21 protein-coding genes and 1 pseudogene are annotated in these 24,468 nt (G+C 34.6%); 17 read left to right on the top strand and 5 right to left on the bottom strand.

Features of this window, described 5'->3' with window-relative positions; translation table 11 throughout:
* Positions 1–75: 75 nt before the first annotated feature.
* Positions 76–423, top strand: coding sequence for a YolD-like family protein (locus EUC40_RS14875; protein ID WP_156575831.1), 348 nt, complete (start codon positions 76–78; stop codon positions 421–423).
* A gap of 198 nt (positions 424–621) precedes the next feature.
* Here EUC40_RS14875 and gerPF read toward each other — a convergent pair whose 3' ends face one another.
* Positions 622–837 carry a spore germination protein GerPF gene (gene gerPF / locus EUC40_RS14870; RefSeq protein ID WP_001141569.1) on the bottom strand — a complete coding sequence of 72 codons (216 nt, stop codon included), beginning with the start codon at positions 835–837 and terminating at the stop codon, positions 622–624.
* Positions 838–1,048: 211 nt separating this feature from the next.
* Between gerPF and EUC40_RS14865 the strand changes: the two genes are divergently transcribed.
* The 4 genes and pseudogenes from EUC40_RS14865 (at position 1,049) to EUC40_RS14850 (ending at position 3,723) form a co-directional block, all read left to right on the top strand.
* Positions 1,049–1,384: a hypothetical protein gene (locus EUC40_RS14865; RefSeq protein ID WP_001066875.1), complete on the top strand. Its 336-nt coding sequence runs from the start codon at positions 1,049–1,051 to the stop codon at positions 1,382–1,384.
* A gap of 316 nt (positions 1,385–1,700) precedes the next feature.
* Positions 1,701–2,423 (top strand): SDR family oxidoreductase, encoded by a 723-nt coding sequence (locus EUC40_RS14860; RefSeq protein ID WP_156575830.1) that lies wholly within the window; start codon positions 1,701–1,703, stop codon positions 2,421–2,423.
* 218 nt (positions 2,424–2,641) lie between these two features.
* Positions 2,642–3,315, top strand: a pseudogene (locus EUC40_RS14855) (DUF6944 family repetitive protein).
* Positions 3,316–3,510: 195 nt separating this feature from the next.
* A complete protein-coding gene (locus tag EUC40_RS14850) occupies positions 3,511–3,723 on the top strand; it encodes a YqaE/Pmp3 family membrane protein (RefSeq protein ID WP_000990214.1) in 213 nt (70 codons plus the stop codon).
* 70 nt (positions 3,724–3,793) lie between these two features.
* Here the strand turns inward: EUC40_RS14850 and EUC40_RS14845 are convergent, their stop codons facing one another.
* Positions 3,794–4,003, bottom strand: a complete 210-nt coding sequence (locus tag EUC40_RS14845; protein ID WP_000977078.1) for a KTSC domain-containing protein — start codon at positions 4,001–4,003, stop codon at positions 3,794–3,796.
* 464 nt (positions 4,004–4,467) lie between these two features.
* Between EUC40_RS14845 and EUC40_RS14840 the strand changes: the two genes are divergently transcribed.
* A complete protein-coding gene (locus EUC40_RS14840) occupies positions 4,468–6,960 on the top strand; it encodes a transglycosylase domain-containing protein (protein ID WP_156575829.1) in 2,493 nt (830 codons plus the stop codon).
* Between the two features lie 81 nt (positions 6,961–7,041).
* Here EUC40_RS14840 and EUC40_RS14835 read toward each other — a convergent pair whose 3' ends face one another.
* Positions 7,042–7,323 (bottom strand): hypothetical protein, encoded by a 282-nt coding sequence (locus tag EUC40_RS14835; protein ID WP_156575828.1) that lies wholly within the window; start codon positions 7,321–7,323, stop codon positions 7,042–7,044.
* Between the two features lie 234 nt (positions 7,324–7,557).
* Between EUC40_RS14835 and EUC40_RS14830 the strand changes: the two genes are divergently transcribed.
* The 7 genes from EUC40_RS14830 (at position 7,558) to EUC40_RS14800 (ending at position 17,207) form a co-directional block, all read left to right on the top strand.
* Positions 7,558–8,703, top strand: a complete 1,146-nt coding sequence (locus EUC40_RS14830) for an MFS transporter (RefSeq protein WP_156575827.1) — start codon at positions 7,558–7,560, stop codon at positions 8,701–8,703.
* A gap of 653 nt (positions 8,704–9,356) precedes the next feature.
* Entirely contained in the window at positions 9,357–10,478 is a 1,122-nt protein-coding gene (mmgD, locus tag EUC40_RS14825; RefSeq protein WP_156575826.1) for a citrate synthase, read from the top strand.
* Positions 10,479–10,576: 98 nt separating this feature from the next.
* Positions 10,577–12,016, top strand: coding sequence for a 2-methylcitrate dehydratase (gene prpD, locus EUC40_RS14820; RefSeq protein WP_156575825.1), 1,440 nt, complete (start codon positions 10,577–10,579; stop codon positions 12,014–12,016).
* Positions 12,017–12,031: 15 nt separating this feature from the next.
* Positions 12,032–12,940, top strand: coding sequence for a methylisocitrate lyase (gene prpB / locus EUC40_RS14815; protein WP_000312630.1), 909 nt, complete (start codon positions 12,032–12,034; stop codon positions 12,938–12,940).
* A 153-nt stretch (positions 12,941–13,093) separates the two neighbouring features.
* Complete coding sequence (locus EUC40_RS14810) at positions 13,094–14,803, top strand: acyl-CoA dehydrogenase FadE (RefSeq protein ID WP_156575824.1); 1,710 nt, start codon at positions 13,094–13,096, stop codon at positions 14,801–14,803.
* Between the two features lie 16 nt (positions 14,804–14,819).
* Positions 14,820–15,710, top strand: coding sequence for an NAD(P)-dependent oxidoreductase (locus tag EUC40_RS14805; RefSeq protein ID WP_156575823.1), 891 nt, complete (start codon positions 14,820–14,822; stop codon positions 15,708–15,710).
* A gap of 36 nt (positions 15,711–15,746) precedes the next feature.
* On the top strand, positions 15,747–17,207 hold the full coding sequence (locus EUC40_RS14800) for a CoA-acylating methylmalonate-semialdehyde dehydrogenase (protein ID WP_000633349.1): 1,461 nt from the start codon (positions 15,747–15,749) through the stop codon (positions 17,205–17,207).
* A gap of 61 nt (positions 17,208–17,268) precedes the next feature.
* Here the strand turns inward: EUC40_RS14800 and EUC40_RS14795 are convergent, their stop codons facing one another.
* Together EUC40_RS14795 and EUC40_RS14790 are read right to left on the bottom strand one after the other, a co-directional pair.
* Complete coding sequence (locus EUC40_RS14795) at positions 17,269–17,901, bottom strand: LysE family translocator (RefSeq protein ID WP_000572337.1); 633 nt, start codon at positions 17,899–17,901, stop codon at positions 17,269–17,271.
* Positions 17,902–18,125: 224 nt separating this feature from the next.
* Positions 18,126–19,178 (bottom strand): enoyl-CoA hydratase/isomerase family protein, encoded by a 1,053-nt coding sequence (locus EUC40_RS14790; protein ID WP_000134904.1) that lies wholly within the window; start codon positions 19,176–19,178, stop codon positions 18,126–18,128.
* Positions 19,179–19,490: 312 nt separating this feature from the next.
* On the opposite strand from EUC40_RS14790, the gene EUC40_RS14785 reads away from it, so the two are divergent.
* The 4 genes from EUC40_RS14785 (at position 19,491) to EUC40_RS14770 (ending at position 24,428) form a co-directional block, all read left to right on the top strand.
* Positions 19,491–19,748, top strand: a complete 258-nt coding sequence (locus EUC40_RS14785; RefSeq protein WP_071709570.1) for a hypothetical protein — start codon at positions 19,491–19,493, stop codon at positions 19,746–19,748.
* 182 nt (positions 19,749–19,930) lie between these two features.
* The gene (locus EUC40_RS14780) at positions 19,931–20,170 is read left to right on the top strand and encodes a DUF2584 family protein (protein WP_000667354.1); all 240 of its coding nucleotides are present in this window, start codon (positions 19,931–19,933) and stop codon (positions 20,168–20,170) included.
* Between the two features lie 14 nt (positions 20,171–20,184).
* Complete coding sequence (locus EUC40_RS14775) at positions 20,185–21,342, top strand: exonuclease SbcCD subunit D (RefSeq protein WP_071709572.1); 1,158 nt, start codon at positions 20,185–20,187, stop codon at positions 21,340–21,342.
* On the top strand, positions 21,339–24,428 hold the full coding sequence (locus EUC40_RS14770) for an AAA family ATPase (protein ID WP_156575822.1): 3,090 nt from the start codon (positions 21,339–21,341) through the stop codon (positions 24,426–24,428). The genes EUC40_RS14775 and EUC40_RS14770 overlap by 4 nt, the downstream gene beginning before the upstream one ends.
* Positions 24,429–24,468: the final 40 nt, after the last annotated feature.

Here is a 24,468-nt window from a genome sequence, read left to right as displayed (position 1 = left end):
TTAGTAATTACGAAAAAATGATTGAGGAACAGAATGTTTGAAATAGAATAGATAAATGAGCAAGGAGATAAAGAAATGAATGAGGTAAAGGTGCAGAAAGAAAAAAAAGTGTGGGTTCCATTTACAGTCATGTCGGAACAATTGTTAAGTGTGCGCAAAATTGTTGGTGAGAAATTAAAAGTACAAAAGCCGATTTTAACAAACGAAGCAAAAGAAAAAATTTCTGATGAATTGTTAACTTCCTTCTTGTCTGAGAAAGAGATGTTGGTTACATATTTTGAAGATGGTTACATACTAACAAGCTATATGACAGTCGTACATATAAATCCAGTAAAGCAAATTGTAATGTGTACAGACGCTTTTTACAAAACGTATGTATTTAATGGTACGGATATTATTAACGTACAAGAAGTTGAAATGTAACATGTAGGTTTTTTGATTGATGAATAAGGAAAAAAGGAAAAAATCATACGAAGAAGCAGCTAGCTTCATACTAGCTGCTGAGCCCCAGGGAAAGGGAGAAAAGATAGGGTACTCCAAAAATCAATAATAGCTGTATAACAGCCTGATTATAGTATAGACAAATTTAAAAATCCTAAACAGAATGATGAAAATATAGCGTTAGGCGGTACCTACTTGGTTTTGATCTGCAAGGTCAGAATCAAACGTATTAGTCGCACTAACACCGCTAAAAGTATTAACGACAAAACCAACATTCGATGCGCCAGATCCATTATAAGCTTTCGTATTTTCTTTCGGAGAAACGTTGTAGAAATCACCTAAGTTAAATGAACCGTTACTATTTTGTACAACTAAATTCCCTACAACTGATGGCATAATTTTCACCTGCTTTACATTTAATTGTTAACACTAATATATGGAGCTATAGTCCAAATGGTTCATTTAACAAAAATTGTGGAATAGTAAAACATTTGAATTATCGTTTAATCCTTTTATAAAAGTGTGTTAAAATTAATGTAAGTTTAAGTAATTCAAAGATTAAATTTGTATAATTAATATATATGAAAACAAAAGGAGGCAAAATGTTATGAATAATGTTATAAAAAAAGTGGATTTAACAGATGCAAAATCAAGTCCTCTTGTTGCACTTATTTATAGCAATGAAGTTATATTGGTTGAAGAAGCATTTTGTCCAAATGAAATAAAATTAAAGTTTAATGAAATAGCAATTTTATCGGCAATTAAAACAGCACATATTACGAAAGTATCTATTAGGAAAGACCTCGAAGTGATTTTTCATGATACTGGTGTTTTATTAGTGAAGCAAAATGTTGATTATAGTAGTAATCAATCTATTACTATGCATTTTGAACAATTCAAAAAGTTGCAAAATGAAATTGAGTATTTACATAAAAGTATGTAAATAGGTTAGATGAAGATTCTTGCATGAAAGTGGACTGTTTTGTGGTGAAAATTTTTTGGAGGAATCGCACTGTAAACATAAATATATTTTTATTTAGATGCAAGATAGTGAGGTTTTTAAACTGATATATTAGGTGTAGCTCACATTTTTCAGTGTGAGAAATGTTGAGGAATTAAAAGTAATATTAAATTTATGGATATATAAACAGGAGTAACCGCTATGGTTATTCTTTTTTTTCAATATCAAAAATGCTACTAAAGTATGAAGTGAGTTGATACTTTAGTAAATGGCTGAATAAAAGTGAAGAGAGTAAAATATGGAAAGGGAGGCGAGGGAATTGAAGCAAAATGAAATTAGGAAACTTGTACTAATTACAGGAGTGACGCAAGGATTAGGACGCGCAATGGTTGAAAGATTTCATGAATTGGGATGGAATATATGTGGATGTGGACGTTCAAAAGATAAAATTGAAGAACTAAAAAAACATTACGGTAATACACATGATTTTCAAATCATTGATGTTTCAGATTCTCAGCAAGTTAGTAGTTGGGCAAGCTATGTACTTCATAAGTATAGAACCCCTGATTTGTTAATAAATAATGCATCAATTGTTAATCAAAATTCACCAATTTGGAAAGTTACAGCTAGTGAATTTGATAATGTAATGAATATAAACGTTAATGGTGTAGTAAATGTAATAAGAGCATTTGTCCCAGCGATGGTAGCTAGGAAAGAAGGAATTATTATTAATATGAGTTCTAGTTGGGGGAGAGAAGGTGAGGCTGAGCTTGCACCGTACTGTGCTTCAAAGTTTGCAATTGAAGGTATTACGAAATCTATGGCACTGGAATTGCCTCGTGGAATGGCTGTTGTCGCTTTAGATCCAGGAGGAAGCATTAAGACCCCGATGCTGTATTCATGTGCACCACAATATGTAAAGGAATCACCTACACCTGAAATGTGGTCACATAAAGCAATTCAATATATATTAAATATAACAGTAGAGAATAATGGGGATTCGTTGACGTGCCCAGAATAGCATCAAAAGTAAGTGTATATTGACTGATATAAATGTTTTTAACTGCATATATCTTCATTGAGAAATGTGTTGATAAAAAAGTACCGTAAAGGTGCTTTTTTTGTATGATTAACACTCTATAGAATGCACAAAATTACATGTGCAAAATAAAATAAGAGATTAAGGGCGATGTTTGTTTATTTCGAAAGCAGTAGAAAATTTTTGTACGGGTGATAAAAATGAATCTGCGCAGTTTAAAAGTGACAGGGGCATGGTTTCAAGTAGGTGGAAATCTTACAGCGGCTATCGGAACAACAAGAGGATTTCATGGAGAAGAAAAGGTTGAATCGGATCTTGTTATTGTAGGAAGCTCATTACAAGCCCTTGGGTATATATGCAAATTGTGGAAAGTAATTGTAGTAAAGATGATGGGGAAAAAGAAAATCAAAATATATATTTGGAGAATAGAAGTAAAATACTTGATAAAATGGGGATTGAGTTATTAGCATTAGGAAATATATCGAATGTAATAGGAACGTATTTTAATATAAAGGAACAACTGAAAGAGAATGATTATCTTATAATTGTCGGGAACAGTTTACAGTCAATTGGTGCTTTTTTAGGAGTAGAAGCAGCATTGATGGAGAGAAAAGCTATACAAAGAATCATTATTCTAGGAAATTCTATGCAAAGTTTAGGGGCTGGGCTTCAAGCATATCAAGGCATTATTAATGTATCAAAGGATGAAGTTGAAAATGAAGACAGTATCATGGATAAGGAGAATGAGAGGATAATAGCACTCATTGGTATTTGGATACAAGCAATAGGAACTGTTATTTCTGCAATTGGATTAACAATAATAGAGGGAGAAGAGAGGGTAGAAAACAATCAAGGTGTTAAAATATCCATTTAAAGAAAGTATGTAAAATTTCAGTTTTACGTACGGGACAAAATTGATATAGTAGGTTTTTCTTTCATATGAATAGAATATATAACAGTAAAGGAGTTTTTATTGTTCACTTGAAATGTATGAGACACCCAAATAAACGGGTAGATTAGCGCATGGAAAGAGGAGAAATAAAAAAATAAAACAAGGAGTTTTCAAGCGATGATGTATTTATTAGCAATTTTTCTTCCACCTGTAGCGGTATTATTTTGCGGAAAGCCATTTCAAGCAATAATAAATTTTATATTAACATTAATATTTTGGGTACCAGGAGTTATACATGCAATTTTTGTTGTACATGAAAAAAAAGCTGATCGACGTTTGAAGAAACAAATTCAAGCATATGATGAAATTAATAGGAGAAATAGAAGGTAACTAGATCGTGAAAATTTTTTAAAAAGAAAGGAGGAATTGTCCCCCTTTCTTTTTTATATGGTGTTTAAGTTTAAATTTTCGTGTAGCGGTAAGAATTTTTAATATAAGTATTATGATAATAACTTTTAGAGTGTGCATTTAATAAACCAGTGTAAATATTTTCTGGTACGTTAAAGAAATCATACATACCATTCTTAAGTTGAATTCTTAAAATCATAGACAAAGGATTATAGCCAACAGCAACTATATTTTTTGAGATAATGGGAGATAACTTCATCATTACGCAACTCCTTACTTTTCATTTTTGTTGATTTCTTGTAAATATTGGGATTATGTTGTTGAAATTCAAATAATTAAAGAGGTATTATACTTATATGCAATATATTAAATGTTCGTTATACGTAATTATAAGGAAGTTCACACGAAGTACATATCGTTGTGCTATTTTTATTTCACCTTTGATTTATAAATAAGAAAATATTGACCATTTGAAAAAAAGGTTTATTATTTATACGAGGTATTAAAAATTCACTTTTTACATTCTATGCTTTAAGGGGCAGCATTATTAGGAAAAATAGAAGTGAAAATAGCTTGTATAAGAAGTATTCTAAAATTTATAATCTGTGAATTGGGAAAATATTGAATGCTCCAGGTCGATATACTTTCTTAATAAAATTTTTTAGAAAGTGACCTCAATATTTTTAAGTAAATCAACGGGAGAATTGAAAGGCAGGAGAAAGTAACATGTCAGAAAATTATCGTTCTCGTGAGGAGCGACGACAAGTTAAAAAGAAAAAACAGCCAGCTTCTAAAAATCAAAAACCAAAAGGTAAAACATCATTTTTTCGTAAGTTTTTAATTAGTTGTTTATTGCTTGGTATAATTGGTTTAGTGGCGGGGGTTGCTACCTTTTTTGTAATGATTAAGGACGCACCAAAACTTGAGAAAGCAAAACTTGTTAATCCGTTATCCTCAAAAATTTATGATAAAAATGGCGATTTGGTATATGAATATGGGAAAGAAAAAAGGACGAATGTTACGTACGATCAAATTCCTAAATTAGTAGAAAATGCCTTTTTAGCGACAGAAGATGCGCGTTTTTATGAGCATAGTGGTGTGGACTATAAAGGTACTGCACGTGCGGTGTTAGTTAGTCTTAAAGGAGATTATGGTTCTCAAGGTGGAAGTACGATAACGCAGCAGGTTATTAAGAACTACTTCTTATCTATGGATAAAACACCAAAGCGTAAGGCGCAAGAAGTGTACTTAGCGTATAAGCTAGAACAGCAGTATTCAAAACATGAAATATTAGAGATGTACTTAAATAAAATCAACCTGGGAAATCGTTCATATGGAATCGCAACGGCAGCACAAAACTACTATGATAAAGAGTTAAAAGAGTTAACATTACCAGAGGTTGCGATGCTTGCAGGTTTACCGAAAGCACCAAATAATTATGATCCAACGAAACCAGAAAATGTTCAGAGGGCAACAGAAAGAAGAAATGTTGTTCTAGGTTTAATGAATCGACATGGTTTTATTACAAAAGAAGAGATGGAAAAAGCATCAAAAGTTCCAGTGACAGATGGGCTCAAGCCAGCAACTGAACTACAAGCCATGCCACATACAGCATTTATGGATGCAGTAGTGAAAGAAGTAGAAAAGGAAATACCAGATGTAAATATAGGTTCTGATGGTTTAGAAATTTATACAACATTAGACCCGAAAGCACAGCAATTGGCTGATAATATTTTGAATACAAATATTATTAATTATCCAAATGATAAATTCCAAGGTGCTTTCACATTTATGGATACGAAAACAGGAGAAGTTCGTGCTATAGGTAGTGGACGTGGTGAAAATAAAGCAGTATTTAAAGGACACAATATGGCAATTGAATTAGATCGTGCAGCTGGTTCGACAATGAAGCCAATCTATGATTATGGTCCTGCTATTGAATATTTAAAATGGGCTACGTATCATCAAATTGATGATTCTCCATTTAAATACTCAACTGGACAAGAAGTTCGGAATGCAGACAGAAGTCATTTAGGCCCAATTACAATGCGTGAAGCATTAAAAATGTCGCGAAATGTTCCGGCAATTAAAACTGCAAAAGAAGTCGGAAGCAGTAAATCAAAAGACTTCTCCGAGAAATTAGGTATTCCATTAAAAAAAACACCGGATGAATCTACAGCTATTGGTACGAATGAAGTATCGCCAACTGAAATGGCAGGTGCTTATGCGGCTTTTGGTAATGATGGTAAGTATACGAAGCCACATTTCGTTAAGAAAGTAGTTTATCCAGATGGTAAGTCACAAAGCTTTGGACAAAAACCAAAACAAGTTATGTCAGATTATACAGCGTATATGATTACCGATATGCTTCGTTCTGTAGTTACATCTGGTACTGGTACAGCGGCAAATATAAGTTCTTTAGATGTAGCTGGTAAAACAGGTACAACGAACTATGATCCAAGACAATTAGCGAAATATAACATTCCAGAAAGTGCAACTCGTGATAGTTGGTTTGCAGGTTATACACCTCAATATACGATGGCAGTATGGACTGGATATATGAAAGATGGTAAAGAAGAGTATATTAGTAGTAAAAATACGAAAATTGCACAGTTAATCTTTAAAGAAATGATGAGCGAGATGGCTACAGATAAATCACGCTTTAAAATGCCAAGTAGTGTTGTTCAAGAAGGTAGTGAATTGCGTATAAAAGGTGAGAAACGCGATTCCTCTCCAAATACGAGCGTACCGGATACAACGGAACAACCAAAGCAAGATCAACAGCAAAAAACTGAAGAAGAGAAAAAGCAAGAAGAATTAAAGAAACAGGAAGAACTTAAGAAACAAGAAGAACAAAAGAAACAAGAAGAGCAAAGTAAGCAAGAAGAACAAAAGAAACAGGAAGAATTAAAGAAACAAGAAGAACAAAAGAAACAAGATGAACAAAATCAAGGAAATACAACGCCGCCGAATAACGGAGGAAATCAAGGGAATACAACACCGCCGAATAACGGAGGAAATCAAGGAAATACAACGCCGCCGAATAGCGGAGGAAATCAAGGGAATACAACGCCGCCAAATAGCGGAGGAGGCCAAGGAAATACAACGCCGCCAAATGATGGTGGAGGTCAAGGGAATACAACCCCAACTCCACCAGCGACAACCCCACCGAGTAATAGTGGGAATGCAGGAGAGGTTCCTGTCAATAATGGACAATAAATAATGCATTTAAAAGCACCAAGGATACCGGGAAAAACGGTTTCTTTGGTGCTTTTTGTATTATAACGAGTAACATTATTTTTAAATGTTAAACGTACCATAGAAATTTTGGAAATAAATGGATGGAAAATGATAAAAGACTTGAGCCGGGGGGAGTGGAGCATAACTGTGGTGATAAAAGGTAGTACTACTTGGATGCGTACCATGATGCCAAAATGAGGGGGTGACTTGACCTGGTAATTGGTATTGTTGCCAAGTTGCGGGAAGTTCAATGCCAACATCGGAACTTGCTGTATGGACAGCAGGAGCATGTATTGAGGGAACAGATGGGACTGCAGTGGTTATTCTTAATGGTAGTTTCATGAAACGATCACTCCTAAGTTAAATAATAAAATAATATATTCTTTTTGAACGTATAAAGGTACATATACAGGACTTTCGTTTAGAACATAAGTACAAAGTCGTAAGACCAATCTAGATTGGTAGTAGACCATTTATTAAGAAAAGATACGTCTATTTGCTGAGGGAAAAGAGATGGAGAAAATATAAAATAAAGATGTTAATCGCAATGTTGTACGTATTTATGGAGGTGTTTTTATGGAACGATTATGGACGAGATCATTTATTCAAATGACTTTCGCGATGTTATTTTTATTTACAGGGTTTTATTTACTTGTTCCAACGCTGCCTCTTTTTATTAAAGAGATTGGTGGAAATGAATCACAAGTTGGACTCATGATGGGAATATTTACAATAGCGGCAGTCGTTATACGTCCAATTATTGGAGGTATGTTAGATCTATATGGTAGGAGATCATTTATTATTTTCGGACTCATCTTTTTTGGAATAACGATGTATTCTTATAATTTAGCATCGTCTATTCTCCTTTTAGCTTTTTTACGTGTAATTCACGGAGTGACATGGGCTGTTTCTACAACAGCTGTAGGAACCGCAATAACTGATATTATTCCAGACTCACGACGCGGTGAAGGTATGGGCTGGTACGGGATGGCGATGACAATTGCAATGGCCATTGGTCCGATGATGGGATTATGGGCTGTAGAAAATTATTCATTTCATAGTCTATTCTTATTAGCAACTCTTTTATCTTTTATAGCAGTCATATTATCATTAATAACGAAAATGCCATTCACGCCACAAAAAGAAAAAGGAAAAATTCAGCTGTTTGAAAAATCCGTTTTATCAATTACAATTGTTGTTTTCTTTTTATCGTTTGCATATGGGGGGATTACAACTTTTTTACCGTTATTTGCATCATCCATTGAGGTGAATCCTGGGACGTTCTTTCTTGTATATGCAATTGCTCTAACCATTGTAAGACCAGTTTCAGGTAAATTATTAGATAAATATGGAGAAGTATTTATCATACTCCCAGCACTATGTATTACCATTTTAGCTATAGTTGTATTAACTATTTCAAATAGTTTAACGGGTGTAATTATCGCAGCGGCATTATACGGTGTTGGATTTGGTTCAGCACAGCCTGCTTTGCAAGCAGCGATGCTTACAATTGTTCCTCCGAGTAAAAGAGGGGTTGCTAACGCTTCATTCTTTACTGCATTTGATTTAGGTATTGGACTAGGTGCAATTTTACTTGGATTTGTTTCACAAATATTTGGTTACCGTATTTTATTCACCGGCAGTGCAATTTCAGGATTAATAGCTTTAGTTATATTTGTGATTTTGGTAAAGCAGCGATTAGGCAAAAGGGATTTTGCTTAATCGATAGGAGTAGAGATGAAATTTTTACTTGATCGTGATACTCTACAATGGTTTAAGGAAGAATTGCTTATAAAGCATGATGAATCTATTTGATTTACTGTAAGGTACGGAAGACAAAACTAGTGAAATAGTGTCGGGTGAGAAAGATGGTATGTTATTTTTTACATGTTGATGAACTTTGGTACTCCCAAAACTATGATTTAATTGCCAGTTATCATAAAGAAACGTAAGAAATTTAATTTAATTATGTAAAATAATAACTTTACTAAAAATGAATAAGTTTTATATAAGAATTGTATTTATGGGATAGTGAAATAAATATCATATAAAAACGGGCTGTATATGTGTACAGCTCGTTTTTTCTATTTCATAAATAACTTTGGAATAATGATATATTTGGCGGGATTACATGAATCATCTTTATATGTTGTTTTGAAAATAAATATAAAGAAGTCTGTCCTTTCTTTCGAAAATATGAAAATTATTTTTGAAAAATGCTATTGTTACATCGGTAAAAGTATAGGAAACTTATCATTATAAAATAAATTGAAATCTTCTAAAAACTCTGATACATTGAAATAGAAATGTAGTTTCACAGTATTGTAAAGGCTTACAGTTATGTGCACGAAGATCTATTAGGATTGGAGGAAATAATGATGAAAGCTGAAGAAAAATTTTCCCCGGGATTAGATGGTATAGTAGCAGCGGAGACGAAGATATCGTTTCTCGACACAGTAAAAGGTGAAATTGTAATTCAAGGGTATGATTTAATTGAACTCTCAAAAACAAAAGAGTATTTAGACATTGTGCACCTTTTATTGGAAGAACATCTACCGAATGAAGATGAAAAAGCAACACTTGAAAAGAAATTAAAAGAAGAATATGCGGTACCAGAAGGTGTATTCAACGTGCTAAAGGCATTACCTAAAGAAACGCACCCTATGGATGGATTACGTACAGGTGTGTCCGCATTAGCTGGTTACGATAATGATATCGAAAACCGCTCTTTAGAAGTGAATAAAAGCCGAGGGTACAAGCTATTAAGTAAAGTACCGAACATTGTAGCAAATAGCTATCATATTTTAAATAATGAGGATCCAATTGAACCTCTTAAGGAATTATCGTATAGTGCGAATTTCTTCTATATGTTAACTGGAAAAAAACCGACTGAACTTGAGGAGAAGATCTTTGATCGTTCCCTTGTTTTATATAGTGAACATGAAATGCCAAACTCTACATTTACAGCTCGCGTAATTGCATCAACACAATCAGATTTATATGGTGCTCTAACAGGTGCAGTTGCATCATTAAAAGGAAGCTTACATGGCGGTGCAAATGAAGCAGTTATGTACATGCTTTTAGAAGCTGGTAATGTTGAGAAGTTTGAAGAGTTACTTCAGAAGAAATTATATAACAAAGAAAAAATTATGGGCTTTGGACACCGTGTTTATATGAAGAAAATGGATCCAAGAGCACTTATGATGAAGGAAGCTTTAAAGCAGTTATGTGATGTAAAAGGTGATTATACACTATATGAAATGTGTGAAGCTGGAGAAAAGATTATGGAGAAGGAAAAAGGAATTTATCCGAACCTTGATTATTATGCAGCTCCAGTATATTGGATGCTTGGTATTCCAATTCAACTTTACACACCAATCTTCTTTAGCTCTAGAACAGTAGGACTATGTGCGCACGTGATTGAGCAACATGCAAAAAATCGATTGTTCCGTCCACGTGTAAATTATATTGGCGAGCGACATGTGCTTAGTAAATAAGAACAACTGGGGAGTTGTTAGCACCGCCCGCCAGATGGGTGTTTGACCGACACCCATCATTAATAATAACGAATTTTCGACAGAAAGGGAAGATTAGCATGATTAAAACAAATGAAATTAAACAAAAAGATGCATTATTAGAAGAAATTACGGATTATGTATTAAATAAAGAGGTTACTAGTGCAGAAGCATTTAGTACTGCTCGCTATGTATTATTAGATACACTTGGATGTGGAATTTTAGCACTTCAATATCCAGAGTGTACGAAATTATTAGGACCAGTTGTACCAGGAACAATCGTGCCAAACGGTACACGTGTGCCAGGAACGTCTTACGTACTAGATCCAGTGAAAGGTGCATTCAATATTGGATGTATGATCCGTTGGTTAGACTATAACGATACTTGGCTTGCAGCAGAATGGGGACATCCATCTGATAACTTAGGCGGAATTTTAGCAGTTGCAGATTATATTAGCCGTGTTCGCGTTTCAGAAGGAAAAGAACCGCTAAAAGTACGTGAAGTATTAGAAATGATGATTAAAGCTCATGAAATTCAAGGTGTACTTGCTTTAGAAAACAGCTTAAACCGTGTTGGTCTTGACCACGTATTATATGTAAAAGTAGCAACAACTGCTGTAGTTGCGAAAATGCTTGGTGGAACACGTGAAGAAATCTTTAATGCATTATCGCATGCGTGGATTGATAATTCTAGTCTTCGTACATATCGTCATGCTCCAAATACTGGATCACGTAAATCATGGGCAGCAGGTGACGCAACGAGCCGCGGTGTTCATCTTGCAATGACTGCTCTAAAAGGTGAAATGGGTTACCCTACAGCATTATCTGCACCAGGATGGGGATTCCAAGATGTATTATTCAATAAACAAGAATTAAAATTAGCTAGACCATTAGAGTCTTATGTAATGGAAAATGTATTATTTAAAGTTTCATATCCAGCAGAATTCCATGCACAAACAGCTGCAGAATGTGCTGTGAAATTACATCCAGAAATTAAAGAAAGATTAGATGAAATTGACCGTATCACAATTACAACTCATGAATCAGCAATTCGTATTATTGATAAAGAAGGTCCATTAAATAACCCAGCTGATCGTGATCATTGCTTACAATACATTACGGCAATTGGTTTATTAAAAGGAGATATCGTTGCGGATGATTACGAGGATGCAGTAGCAAATGATCCACGTGTAGATGAATTACGTAATAAGATGGTTGTTGTTGAAAACAAACAATACAGTTTAGATTACCTTGACCCGAACAAGCGCTCAATCGCCAACGCTGTTCAAGTTCATTTCAAGGATGGCACTGTAACAGAGAGCGTGGAATGTGAATATCCACTTGGTCACCGTTTCCGTAGAGACGAAGCGATTCCAAAAGTTGTTCAAAAATTCACTGCGAATATGGCAGGTCATTATTCTAATAAGCAACAAGAACAAATTCATGAAGTTTGTTTAAATGAAGAAAAACTAGAAAATATGAATGTAAACGAATTTGTAGATTTATTCTTAATTAAATAATAGGGGGAATCTAGAATGGCTTGGGTTGTGGATAAACAGTCAACACAAGAAGAGCTTGCGAATCGCTTCCGAGCTTTAGTAGAAGCAAATGAAATTTTACAAATTCCAGGTGCTCATGATGCAATGGCAGCTCTTGTTGCGAAAAATACAGGTTTTTCAGCTCTTTATTTATCGGGAGCTGCTTATACTGCAAGCAAAGGGCTACCAGATTTAGGAATCGTGACGTCTACTGAAGTAGCAGAGAGAGCAAGAGATTTAGTAAGAGCTACAGATTTACCTGTTCTTGTTGACATTGATACAGGGTTTGGTGGTGTATTAAATGTAGCGAGAACCGCTGTAGAAATGGTGGAAGCGAAAGTAGCAGCTGTCCAAATTGAAGATCAGCAGTTACCAAAGAAATGTGGCCATTTAAATGGTAAGAAACTCGTTACGACAGAAGAATTAGTTCAAAAAATTAAAGCGATTAAAGAAGTTGCGCCGAGCTTATATATTGTAGCACGCACAGACGCTCGTGGTGTAGAAGGATTAGATGAAGCAATTGAAAGAGCGAATGCATATGTAAAAGCAGGAGCAGACGCGATTTTCCCAGAGGCGCTACAATCAGAAGAGGAATTCCGTCTATTTAATAGCAAGGTAAATGCACCTTTATTAGCGAATATGACTGAATTCGGAAAAACACCATATTATAGTGCAGAAGAATTTGCGAACATGGGCTTCCAAATGGTTATTTATCCTGTAACTTCACTTCGCGTAGCAGCGAAAGCGTATGAGAATGTGTTTACTTTAATTAAGGAAACAGGTTCTCAAAAAGATGCACTTTCTAATATGCAAACGAGAAGTGAGTTATATGAAACAATTTCATATCATGACTTTGAAGAGTTAGATACTGGTATTGCAAAAACAGTATTATCAGAAGATCAATAGATAAAACAGCGAAGGCGATGAAAATACATCTTTGGCAAAATAAAATGCTTGATGTGAAAAATCATCGCCTTCTATTTTCAAAAAAAGATATTCCACTCATCGTAGACGAGCATAAGCAAAAAGCTATGAAAGCCGAATGATAGGGGGATACATATGGAGAAAACGAAGTTACCATGGGCTGAATTTTTTTCACTCAATAAAGATGTAAATCATACGTACTTTACACCAGAAGATTTTTCAGGTGATGAGGAATTAATCGCAAAAACAACTGAACAATTTGTTAAACAAGAAATTGTTCCACAAATGGAGAACATTGAACAACATAACTATAAGGTTTCTCGTCAATTATTTGAAAAGGCTGGGGAACTTGGGTTATTAAGTATCGAGGTCCCAGAAGAATACGGCGGGTTTGAGTTAGGAAAGGCAGTTTCAGGACTAGTAGCAGAGAAAATGGGTTATGCTGGTGCATTTAGCGTTTCATTTAATATACACGCTGGTGTAGGTACATTGCCTTACATATATTACGGAACGAAAGAACAAAAAGAAAAATATTTGCCGAAAATTGCGTCTGGAGAATGGATTGGCGCTTATGCTTTAACTGAGCCAAATGCTGGTTCTGATGCTTTAAGTGCAAAAACGAGTGCGGTATTAAATGAAGATGGTACTGCTTGGAAGTTGAATGGTGAGAAGCAGTGGATTACAAATGCTCATATGGCAGATGTATACGTTGTTTTTGCGAAGACAAATAAAGGAATGACAGCGTTTATTGTCGAAAGAACATGTGAAGGTGTATCCATTGGATTAGAAGAAAAGAAAATGGGCATTAAAGGTTCTTCAACAGCGACTCTTATTTTAGAAGATGTTGTCATCCCTGCAGAAAATGTTTTGGGAGAAGTTGGGAAAGGGCATCACGTAGCTCTTAATATTCTTAACTTTGCTAGACTAAAACTTGCCTTTGGAAATATTGGAACAGCAAAGCAAGCAATTGGATTGTCCGTTCAATATGGAAAAGAACGCAAACAGTTCCAAACGGAATTAGTAGACTTTACGATGATTCAAGAGAAAATTGCAAATATGATCATTGCTACTTATGGAGCAGAAAGTGCAGCGTATCGTACAGCAGGTGTAATTGATGAAGCAATTCATGAGAGTGATGAGGATCTTATGAAGAAAATGTCTCAATTTGCAATTGAATGTGCACTAAATAAAGTAAATGCTTCTGAAACACTTGGTCACATCGTAGATGAAGCTGTACAAATTCATGGTGGTTACGGTTATATGCAAGAATACGAAGTAGAACGTTTATATCGTGACGCTCGAATTAGTCGTATTTTTGAAGGTACGAATGAAATTAATAGATTAACAGTTGCCAAAATGTTAATGAAACAAATGGAGCAAATTGAAGATCATGAAGTAGAAAGTGATTTAGAAAACGTCGAAAGAAACCATCGTTACATTTTATTAGCGAAACAATTGTTGAAACAATCTTTGAAAACGCTCTCTAAAACTCCAGGGTTAAAAATTGATCAAGAGCAAGAATATTCACGTGTATTATCAAATATGTTAACGGACGTGTACGTCATGGAATCAGCATTTTTACGTACGAGTAAAGCAATTAGTAAAAATGGTGAAGAGAAAGAACGTACGAAACAAATGATAACGGACGTTATTTGTGAAGAAGGCTATCGTAAAGTAGAAGAAGCGGCGATTTCTATACTTTCAGCGGCTGTTACAGAAGAACGAGATAGACACGTAATTTTAGCTGAAATTCGTCAATTATTAGTACCTTTATACACGAACGTATTTACGAAAAAGAGGGAAATTGCGAAGGTTAGTATAAATCGCGGAAAATATATTGTGTAATTAGGAGGAAAGCGATATGAAAAAGATTGGTTTTATCGGCTTAGGTAACATGGGTCTTCCGATGTCTAAAAATTTAGTTAAATCAAGTTACACAGTATATGGAGTGGATTTAAATAAAGAGGCTGAAGCTTCCTTTGAAAAAGAAGGAGGAATTATTGGCTTATCAATCTCAAAACTAGCAGAAACATGTGATGTGATTTTTACAAGTTTACCTTCACCTCGTGCTGTAGAAGCAGTATATTTTGGAGAAGAAGGATTATTTGAAAACAGTCATTCGAATGTAGTTTTAATTGATACAAGTACTGTATCTCCACAGTTAAACAAACAGTTAGAGGAAGCTGCAAAGGAAAAGAAAGTAGACTTTTTAGCAGCACCTGTTAGTGGTGGGGTAATTGGAGCTGAAAACCGTACATTAACGTTTATGGTTGGTGGATCAAAAGAGGTATATGATAAAACTGAATCTATCATGGAAGTGCTAGGAGCGAATATTTTCCACGTTAGTGAGCAAATTGATAGTGGTACAACAGTTAAATTAATTAATAATCTATTAATTGGTTTTTATACAGCTGGTGTGAGTGAAGCTTTAACATTAGCGAAAAAGAACAATATGGATTTAGATAAAATGTTTGATATTTTAAATGTAAGTTACGGTCAAAGTAGAATTTATGAGCGTAATTATAAAACTTTCATTGCATCAGAAAATTACGAGCCGGGCTTTACTGTAAATCTATTAAAAAAGGATTTAGGTTTTGCAGTTGATTTAGCTAAGGAAAGTGAACTCCACTTACCAGTAAGCGAAATGCTATTAAACGTATATGAAGAAGCAAGTGAAGCAGGGTATGGTGAAAACGATATGGCTGCTTTATATAAGAAAGTTAGTGAACAACTAATTTCTAATCAAAAATAATAGACTTATAAACATCATAAAAAAGGAGAGAATATAATGATTACAACTGAAATTAAACGAGTAAAAAATCATATTAATGGTGAGTGGGTAGAATCTACAGGGACAGAAGTAGAAGCAGTTCCAAATCCGGCAACTGGAAAAATTATCGCTTACGTTCCACTATCTCCGAAAGAAGATGTTGAAAAAGCTGTTGAAGCGGCAAAAGCAGCATATGAAACATGGTCTAAAGTACCAGTTCCGAATCGTTCAAGACAACTATACAAATATCTGCAGCTTTTACAAGAAAACAAAGATGAACTTGCAAAAATCATTACGTTAGAAAATGGAAAAACGCTAACGGATGCAACTGGTGAAGTACAGCGTGGTATTGAGGCAGTAGAACTGGCAACATCTACGCCAAATTTAATGATGGGACAAGCCCTTCCGAATATTGCAAGCGGAATTGACGGATCGATTTGGCGCTATCCAATTGGGGTTGTTGCTGGTATTACACCGTTCAACTTCCCAATGATGATTCCATTATGGATGTTCCCACTTGCAATTGCTTGTGGTAATACGTTCGTATTAAAAACATCAGAAAGAACGCCACTTTTAGCAGAGCGACTTGTAGAGTTATTCTATGAAGCTGGTTTTCCAAAGGGAGTATTAAACTTAGTGCAAGGTGGAAAAGATGTTGTAAATAGTATTTTAGAAAGCAAAGATATTCAAGCTGTTTCGTTCGTTGGCTCTGAGCCAGTAGCTCGTTACGTATATGAAACAGGTACGAAGCATGGAAAACGTGTGCAAGCATTAGCTGGTGCGAAAAACCATGCAATTGTAATGCCAGATTGCAACCTTGAGAAAACAGTGCAAGGTGTAATTGGATCTGCATTTGCAAGTAGTGGAGAGCGCTGCATGGCATGCTCTGTTGTAGCGGTAGTAGATGAAATTGCTGATGAATTCATCGACGTACTAGTAGCAGAGACGAAGAAGCTAAAAGTAGGCGATGGTTTCCACAAAGATAATTATGTTGGTCCATTAATCCGTGAATCTCATAAAGAACGTGTGTTAGGCTATATTAATAGCGGTGTAGCTGATGGGGCAACTTTATTAGTAGATGGCCGCAAAATTAATGAAGAAGTTGGAGAAGGTTACTTTGTTGGTGCAACAATCTTTGATGATGTAAATCAAGAAATGAAAATTTGGCAAGATGAGATTTTTGCTCCTGTATTAAGCATTGTACGAGTTAAAGATTTAGAAGAAGGTATCAAACTGACAAATCAATCTAAATTCGCAAATGGTGCGGTTATTTATACGTCAAATGGTAAACATGCACAAACGTTCCGTGATAACATCGATGCTGGTATGATCGGTGTAAACGTAAACGTTCCAGCACCAATGGCATTCTTCGCATTTGCAGGAAATAAAGCTTCCTTCTTTGGCGATTTAGGTACAAATGGTACAGATGGCGTTCAATTCTATACACGTAAAAAAGTTGTAACTGAGCGCTGGTTTTAAAAAAAGCATGTAAATTGTTACATAAGAAAGCCACTCAAAAGAGTGGCTTTCTTATTGTGTATTAATTATTTTTTTCAAATGCTAATTTAATACCGAATCCAATTAAGACAATCCCTGTTAGCCCTTGAATATAACGCTGTGTTTTTGGTTTCTTCATAAAAGCACTAATTTTATCAATTAAAAATATATAAAAAGCAAACCAAATAACTGTTAAAACGAGGTAAGTAAGGCCCATTACGAGAAGTTGGATAAGTGTATTATGATTTGGATTTAAAAATTGCGGTAAAAATGTTAAAAAGAAGACTGCAACTTTAGGGTTTAATAAATTCGTAAGAAACCCTTGGCGAAAGCAAGAAGTGTGTTCGTCTTCATTATTCAAAGAAATATCGTTCGTATCAACGCCTTCTTTATTTCTTACTGCTAAAAGGGCTTTAATACCAATATAAATTAAATATAGAGCTCCAACGTACTTGAAAATAGAAAATAAAAGAGCTGACTTTACAATAAGTGCGGAAAGTCCGATTACTGCTGCTAAAGTATGAATCAATAGTGCAACACATGTACCGAACACTGTTTTCACTCCACCCACCTTACCAGCAACTAATGTATTTTTCGTAGCCATTGCAGTATCAGGGCCCGGTAAAATAATAAGACAAATAGACATAATGATGAAAAGAAAATAATTTTCAATCACAGTCGCTCCTCCTTTTTTATTTTTAGAATATTTGATTAAAATTAGTGTAGCATACATTCTGATTTAATAAAATTAAATTTTATTAAAAAATATTAAATGATAAAAAGGCTATATAGTCATTTAATTACATGACTATATAGCCTCAGTTTTATCCCGTCTGAACGGGCGATTGGTGAGGACAAATAATAAGCAGGAGATGAACCTCCACTTATTAAAGTGTCACTTTATGCATTAAGTAAGTTAAAGAATCGATTTACATCTTCTTCTGAAACATCACTTAACTGCTTATATTTATAATTCGGATTTTGATCCTTATCAACGACAATGGAACGTACCCCTTCGAAGAAATCTTCATGCCTCATAAAATTTTTAGCAAGTATAAGATCTGTTGCGAAACAATCTTCAACTGATTTTCCTTCTCCGTCAATAAGTTGCTTTAATGTTACTTTTAAGGAGATAGGAGATTTAGACAATAATATTTCTTTTGTTTTTAAAGCGAAAGGATCGTGTTCGTTCTCTAACGATTGGATAATTTCTTCAATTGTATCGAATGTAAAGTGAGTATTAATTTCTTCTAATGAAGTAGCGAGTTCGCTTTCTAGGTTAGGAGTAGATGTAAATGTTTGAATAACAGCTTTTAAACGAGTATGTACATCTTCAGCATGCCAATTTATATTATCAAGTTCGGCTAGAAAAGCAGGTAATGAATCAGAAGTCATAAAGTAATCAGCAGCATGAATAAATAATACGTCAGGAGCCTTTAAAATGGATGCCGTTAAAGCAACGTAACGACCTGAATATCCAGGTGCTTTATTTAAGAAATAAGCAGCACCGACGTCTGGGAAGAAGCCAATGTTCATTTCAGGCATTGCCCACTTTGTACGCTCTGTCACAATTCGATACTTCGCACCATTTGTAAGACCGACACCACCACCCATTACAATACCATCTAAACAAGCGATAATCGGTTTTTTATATTGATAAATGTAAGTGTCAATCTCATACTCTTCCTCAAAAAAACGTTCAGCATGCTGTAAGGCAACTTCGTTTGAACGTGCTTCGTAAAGAGTTTTAATGTCACCACCTGCGCAAAATCCTTTTGTGCCAGCTCCTTTTAATACGATAACGGCAATACGCTCATCGTGCTCCCACTCTTTAAGTTTTTGTCCAATTGGTTGTAACATATCATAGGATAAAGAGTTAAGTGCTTTTGGACGGTTTAAAGTAATTGATGCAACACCGTTTTCACTAACAGAAAATAAAACGTGTTCAGTCATGATTCATCCTCCTTTACATATCTTCTTATTCTTAATTCTTTATATGTAGTGAAATGTCCTCTATAAATTTTGTCTAAAGTTGACGGTATGTGTTAAAATGTCCACCGCATATTTTGACGAGTAATATTTGCAGGATTTCGGAGATTGAAGATGAATATTACAACATTACTGTAAGAGTAAATATTTGAAGTCATGGTGATAAAAGCGCTATTATATATGTGTAAAATGTGGATAGTTACTCCAAAATAAAATTGTTGAAATTCAAAAGAATGGTTTGCATGTTAATTAGAAATAGGGGAAGGAGAAATCGGAATGCCAGGACCTTTACTATTATCGGTTATTATTTTGTCTTCGTTAATCATAGGGATAACTCAGTATTTTCATCATACAGATACAACAGAAGAAGTGAAGGATAAAGTACGTCTCGTATTTCCGATTTTTATAATTTCTATTTCCTTTTGCATTCTATTAAATAAGGATGGATACATTGTTGCTGTATTTTCATTTTTTGTAGCAATCGTTTTAATTACAGTTTTATATTATGTAATGAAAGACTTTATACAAAAGTAAAGATGCTGTAATAGGCATTTTTATTTTAAGAATATATAAAATTTCATATACCGCATTTTACATAAATACATAAAACATCTCATAATAGAAAAGTACTTACTTTGTCGTGTATTTACTTGTCAATCTTGCATAGCCACTATACTATTAAAATGTAGAGATTATAAAAAGGGGTTGTATCTATCATGAAATTTGAGATGCACACAAAAATTGTTTCCAATGAGAAAGAAGTAAGATTACATATAGAAGAAAACATATTTCAATTCATTTTGGATGGTTATCACTTATTTACAGTGCAAGAAATATTACCTTTATATAAATCAAATGAAGAAAGAATTGGTAGTGCAATGATACAAAAGTTAGAGTGGGAGAACGGAAGAACTACGGTAACCTACCAACTCGTATCACTAAAATCAGTAAATTAAAGGAGTAGGAAATCATGAAGTTATTCCATACAGCGGATTGGCATTTAGGTAAGCTTGTTCATGGCGTATATATGACTGAAGATCAAAAGATTGTATTAGATCAGTTTGTACAAGCTGTTGAAGAAGAAAAGCCAGATGCCGTAATTATTGCCGGGGATTTATATGACAGAGCAATTCCACCGACAGAAGCAGTAGACTTATTAAATGATGTGCTGCAAAAATTAGTTATAGATTTACAAACACCAGTTATTGCGGTAGCTGGAAACCATGATAGTCCAGATCGTATCCATTTTGGAAGTAATTTAATGAAGAAACAGGGATTACATATTGTAGGACAATTTCAATTCCCATATGAACCTGTTGTATTAAATGATGAATATGGAGAGGTTCATTTCCATCTCGTTCCGTATGCAGATCCAAGTATAGTTAGACATATATTGAAAAACGAAGACGTACGTTCTCATGATGATGCGATGCGTATTTTTATGAATGAGCTTTCTGAAACGATGGATAAAGAGGCTAGACATGTATTTGTTGGACATGCATTTGTAACTTCTTCTGGAGAAGCAGAGGAGAATACAAGTGATGCGGAACGACCACTTTCAATTGGTGGTGCTGAATATGTAAATAGTCATTATTTTGATAAGTTTCACTACACAGCGCTTGGGCATTTACATCAAGCGCATTTCGTACGTAATGAGACAATTCGATATTCAGGTTCGCCACTTGCATACTCTATTTCTGAAGAAAAACATAAAAAAGGATATTACATTGTGGAGCTGGACGAGAAAGGTGAAGCAACAATTGAAAAAAGGCTACTTTCACCACGTCGTAAAATGCGAACAGTAGAAGCGGAAATAGATGATTTATTACAGCATTCAATAAGTGAAGATTACGTATTTGTTAAATTATTAGATGAAAATCCTGTCTTACAGCCGATGGAGAAAATACGCTCTGTATATCCAAATGCAATGCACGTTGAAAGAGCGATTCAAAGACGAGAGTTCACAGAGTCAAATGAAGTAACTGTTTCTAGACATAAAACGGATGATTTATCTCTTTTAAAGGCTTTCTATAAAGAAATGAAAGGCTTAGATTTATCAGAAGAGAAAGAACGTCTATTTGTAGAAGTATTACAAACAGTGCAAGAACGGGAAGGTGAACGAGGATGAGGCCGATTCAGCTAATTATGACGGCATTTGGGCCGTATAAACAGAAAGAAGTAATCGATTTTAACGATCTTGGAGAGCATCGTATTTTCGCCATTTCTGGGAATACAGGAGCTGGAAAGACAACGATTTTTGATGCGATTTGTTATGTGTTGTATGGTGAGGCTAGTGGAGAAGAACGTAGTGATACGAGTATGCTTCGAAGTCAATTTGCTGATGATAATGTGTATACAAGTGTCGAACTAACCTTCCAGTTAAAAGGGAAACGCTATGAAATAAAACGACAACTTGGTCATAAAAAACAAGGGAATAAGACGATTACAGGGCATGCAGTAGAGTTATACGAAATTATTGATGGAGAAAAGGTACCAGCTGTAGATCGTTTTCATGTAACGGATGTAAATAACAAAGTGGAAGATTTAATTGGTTTAAGCAAACATCAATTTAGTCAAATTGTTATGTTACCACAAGGAGAATTCCGAAAACTATTAACATCTGAGACAGAAAACAAAGAGGAGATCTTACGTCGTATTTTTAAAACAGATCGTTATAAATTAATGCGTGAGTTACTAGATCAAAAACGTAAACAATGGAAAGATGTTCTGCAAGAAAAACAAAAAGAACGAGAACTATATTTCCGTAATGTTTTTAAATTACCAATTCGCGATGGAGCATTATTAGAGACATTAGTGGAACAAGAGCATGTAAATACGCATCAAGTAGTAGAAGCATTAGAACAAGAAACAGGCGCGTATAAAGCAGAGGTTGAGCAATTACAAGTAGAACAAGATGTTCAAACAAAGCAATTAAAGGATGCAGAAACACGTTTTCATGCAGCAAAATCTGTAAATGAGAAATTTACAGATTTACAGCAAAAGAATGAGAGATATAACACATTACAAGAAAACCGTACAGTCATTGAAATGAAAGAGAACTCTTTTAAACGTGCGGAACAAGCGAAGCGTTTATTACCATTTGAGCAATGGTATGAGGAAGCAATGCAAAATGAGCAGAAAGCTGAAAGTTTGTTAAAACAGATAATCGTAAAAAAAGAACATATACTAAACAATTTTGAACTTGCTCAGGAGAAATATGAAGCAATAAAGAATAAAGAATCAGAACGAGAAGATGCTAAAAAACTTGTTCAAAGATTAGAAGAGTTACAACCAATTATCGCATCATTAGCTGAGAAAAAGTTGAATTTACAAAATGCTGAAATTCAAATAGGGAAATTTAAAGAAAGTATGCAAAAGTTCGATCAACTACTAGAAGAGCATACAAATCAAAAACAGAAAATGTCCGGTGAATTACAGCAATTAGAACATGCACTTGAGCAATATGTAACTAAAGTAGAAGAACTAACAAATATGCGAGAAGATGCAAAGGTTTTAAAGCAAGCATATGATGTTTGGCAAGAAAAACAAAAATTCGAGCAAGAAAAAGAAGTTGCATTTACTAAGATGCAAGAGGCGGTTCGTGCGTATGAAAATATGGAACGCCGCTGGTTAAGTGAACAAGCAGGTATATTAGCACTTCATTTACATGATGGTGAATCTTGCCCAGTATGTGGTAGTACGAATCACCCGAAAAAAGCGACAGAGCAAAGTGATGCGATCGATGAAAAAGAATTAAACGATTTAAGAGAAAAGAAGAACGTTGCTGAAAAATTACATGTTCAAGTAGAGGAGAAATGGAATTTCTATCGACTACAATATGAACAAGTGATAGAAGAAGTGATGAAACGAGGGTACCACTCAGAACAATTAGTTGAAACATACAGTGCGCTCGTTCAAAAAGGAAAACAATTAGCAGCAGAAGTGAATGCGTTAAAAGAAAGCGAAGAAAGACGTAAACAAATTGCTGTGAATATAAAAAGCATAGAAGAAAAAGTAGATGAACTTCAGAAACAAAAGCGTGAAGTAGAAACTATGCAACACCGTACAGAAATGGAATGTATACAGCTTCGTATGTCATATGAACATGATAAGCAAAATATTCCAGATAACTTACAAACAGTTCAAGATTGGAAAATACAGTTTGACCAAGCAATGCAACAAAGTAAGAGAATGGAAGAGGAATGGAAGAAAGTACAAGAAGCATATCAACATTGGCAAAATGAACATATACGTATTCAAGCAGAGCAGGAAGGTGCTTCTAATCAATTTGAAAGTGCAAAATTGAAGAAAGAAGAGACTTTCACGCGCTTTATGAAAGAGCTTGAGCAAAGCGGATTTACAGATCAAACTACGTATAAAGAAGCTAAATTAAGTGATGCTGAGATGGAAATGTTACAAAAAGAAATTCAAAGTTACTATTCATCTCTTGAAGTACTTGCAAAGCAAATCGAAGAATTACATGCTGAATTGAAAGATAAACAGTATATGGATATTACTTCGTTAGGTGAACACATACAAGAATTAGAAATTAATCTTGATATAATTAAAGAAAAACGTCAACGCGCGCAAAATGCTGTCGCATATATTTCTGATTTACATGAAAATATTAGACGTATTGATGAACAAATTCATGAAGAAGAAAAAGCATTCCAAGAACTTGTTGATTTATATGAAGTAATGAAAGGTGATAATGAAAGTCGCATATCCTTTGAACGTTACATCTTAATTGAGTATTTAGAACAAATTGTTCAAATCGCCAATGAGCGACTACGTAAGTTATCAAATGGACAATTTTATTTAAAACGAAGTGAACGAGTTGAAAAGAGAAATCGTCAAAGTGGATTAGGTCTAGATGTATACGACGCATACACTGGTCAAACACGTGATGTAAAAACATTATCTGGCGGTGAGAAATTTAATGCATCGCTTTGCTTAGCACTTGGAATGGCAGACGTCATTCAAGCGTATGAAGGTGGCATTTCCATCGAAACGATGTTTATCGATGAAGGATTCGGTTCATTAGATGAGGAGTCATTAACGAAAGCAGTTGACGCCTTAATTGACTTACAAAAATCAGGCCGATTTATCGGTGTCATTTCGCATGTACAAGAGCTGAAAAACGCAATGCCAGCTGTATTAGAAGTAACGAAGCAGAAGGATGGGTGTAGTGAGACTAGGTTTGTGGTGAAGTAAGTTCTGGAACCTATCTGATTTATCGATCGTTTCCACTGTT

Origin of the sequence: Bacillus luti, from assembly GCF_009739945.1 — a bacterium.
GTDB lineage: Bacteria > Bacillota > Bacilli > Bacillales > Bacillaceae_G > Bacillus_A > Bacillus_A luti.
This window is presented reverse-complemented; position numbering and strand designations above follow the sequence as displayed.

What these genes read in the sequence shown, in the direction of transcription:
- EUC40_RS14875 (WP_156575831.1), top strand. Translation starts at nt 76, where the DNA reads ATGAATGAGGTAAAGGTGCAGAAAGAAAAAAAAGTGTGGGTTCCATTT.
- EUC40_RS14860 (WP_156575830.1), top strand. Translation starts at nt 1,701, where the DNA reads ATGGAAAGGGAGGCGAGGGAATTGAAGCAAAATGAAATTAGGAAACTT.
- EUC40_RS14840 (WP_156575829.1), top strand. Translation starts at nt 4,468, where the DNA reads ATGTCAGAAAATTATCGTTCTCGTGAGGAGCGACGACAAGTTAAAAAG.
- EUC40_RS14850 (WP_000990214.1), top strand. Translation starts at nt 3,511, where the DNA reads ATGATGTATTTATTAGCAATTTTTCTTCCACCTGTAGCGGTATTATTT.
- EUC40_RS14775 (WP_071709572.1), top strand. Translation starts at nt 20,185, where the DNA reads ATGAAGTTATTCCATACAGCGGATTGGCATTTAGGTAAGCTTGTTCAT.
- EUC40_RS14810 (WP_156575824.1), top strand. Translation starts at nt 13,094, where the DNA reads ATGGAGAAAACGAAGTTACCATGGGCTGAATTTTTTTCACTCAATAAA.
- EUC40_RS14780 (WP_000667354.1), top strand. Translation starts at nt 19,931, where the DNA reads ATGAAATTTGAGATGCACACAAAAATTGTTTCCAATGAGAAAGAAGTA.
- EUC40_RS14770 (WP_156575822.1), top strand. Translation starts at nt 21,339, where the DNA reads ATGAGGCCGATTCAGCTAATTATGACGGCATTTGGGCCGTATAAACAG.
- EUC40_RS14805 (WP_156575823.1), top strand. Translation starts at nt 14,820, where the DNA reads ATGAAAAAGATTGGTTTTATCGGCTTAGGTAACATGGGTCTTCCGATG.
- mmgD (WP_156575826.1), top strand. Translation starts at nt 9,357, where the DNA reads ATGATGAAAGCTGAAGAAAAATTTTCCCCGGGATTAGATGGTATAGTA.
- EUC40_RS14865 (WP_001066875.1), top strand. Translation starts at nt 1,049, where the DNA reads ATGAATAATGTTATAAAAAAAGTGGATTTAACAGATGCAAAATCAAGT.
- gerPF (WP_001141569.1), bottom strand. Translation starts at nt 837, where the DNA reads ATGCCATCAGTTGTAGGGAATTTAGTTGTACAAAATAGTAACGGTTCA.
- EUC40_RS14790 (WP_000134904.1), bottom strand. Translation starts at nt 19,178, where the DNA reads ATGACTGAACACGTTTTATTTTCTGTTAGTGAAAACGGTGTTGCATCA.
- EUC40_RS14830 (WP_156575827.1), top strand. Translation starts at nt 7,558, where the DNA reads ATGGAACGATTATGGACGAGATCATTTATTCAAATGACTTTCGCGATG.
- EUC40_RS14785 (WP_071709570.1), top strand. Translation starts at nt 19,491, where the DNA reads ATGCCAGGACCTTTACTATTATCGGTTATTATTTTGTCTTCGTTAATC.
- prpD (WP_156575825.1), top strand. Translation starts at nt 10,577, where the DNA reads ATGATTAAAACAAATGAAATTAAACAAAAAGATGCATTATTAGAAGAA.
- prpB (WP_000312630.1), top strand. Translation starts at nt 12,032, where the DNA reads ATGGCTTGGGTTGTGGATAAACAGTCAACACAAGAAGAGCTTGCGAAT.
- EUC40_RS14835 (WP_156575828.1), bottom strand. Translation starts at nt 7,323, where the DNA reads ATGAAACTACCATTAAGAATAACCACTGCAGTCCCATCTGTTCCCTCA.
- EUC40_RS14845 (WP_000977078.1), bottom strand. Translation starts at nt 4,003, where the DNA reads ATGATGAAGTTATCTCCCATTATCTCAAAAAATATAGTTGCTGTTGGC.
- EUC40_RS14800 (WP_000633349.1), top strand. Translation starts at nt 15,747, where the DNA reads ATGATTACAACTGAAATTAAACGAGTAAAAAATCATATTAATGGTGAG.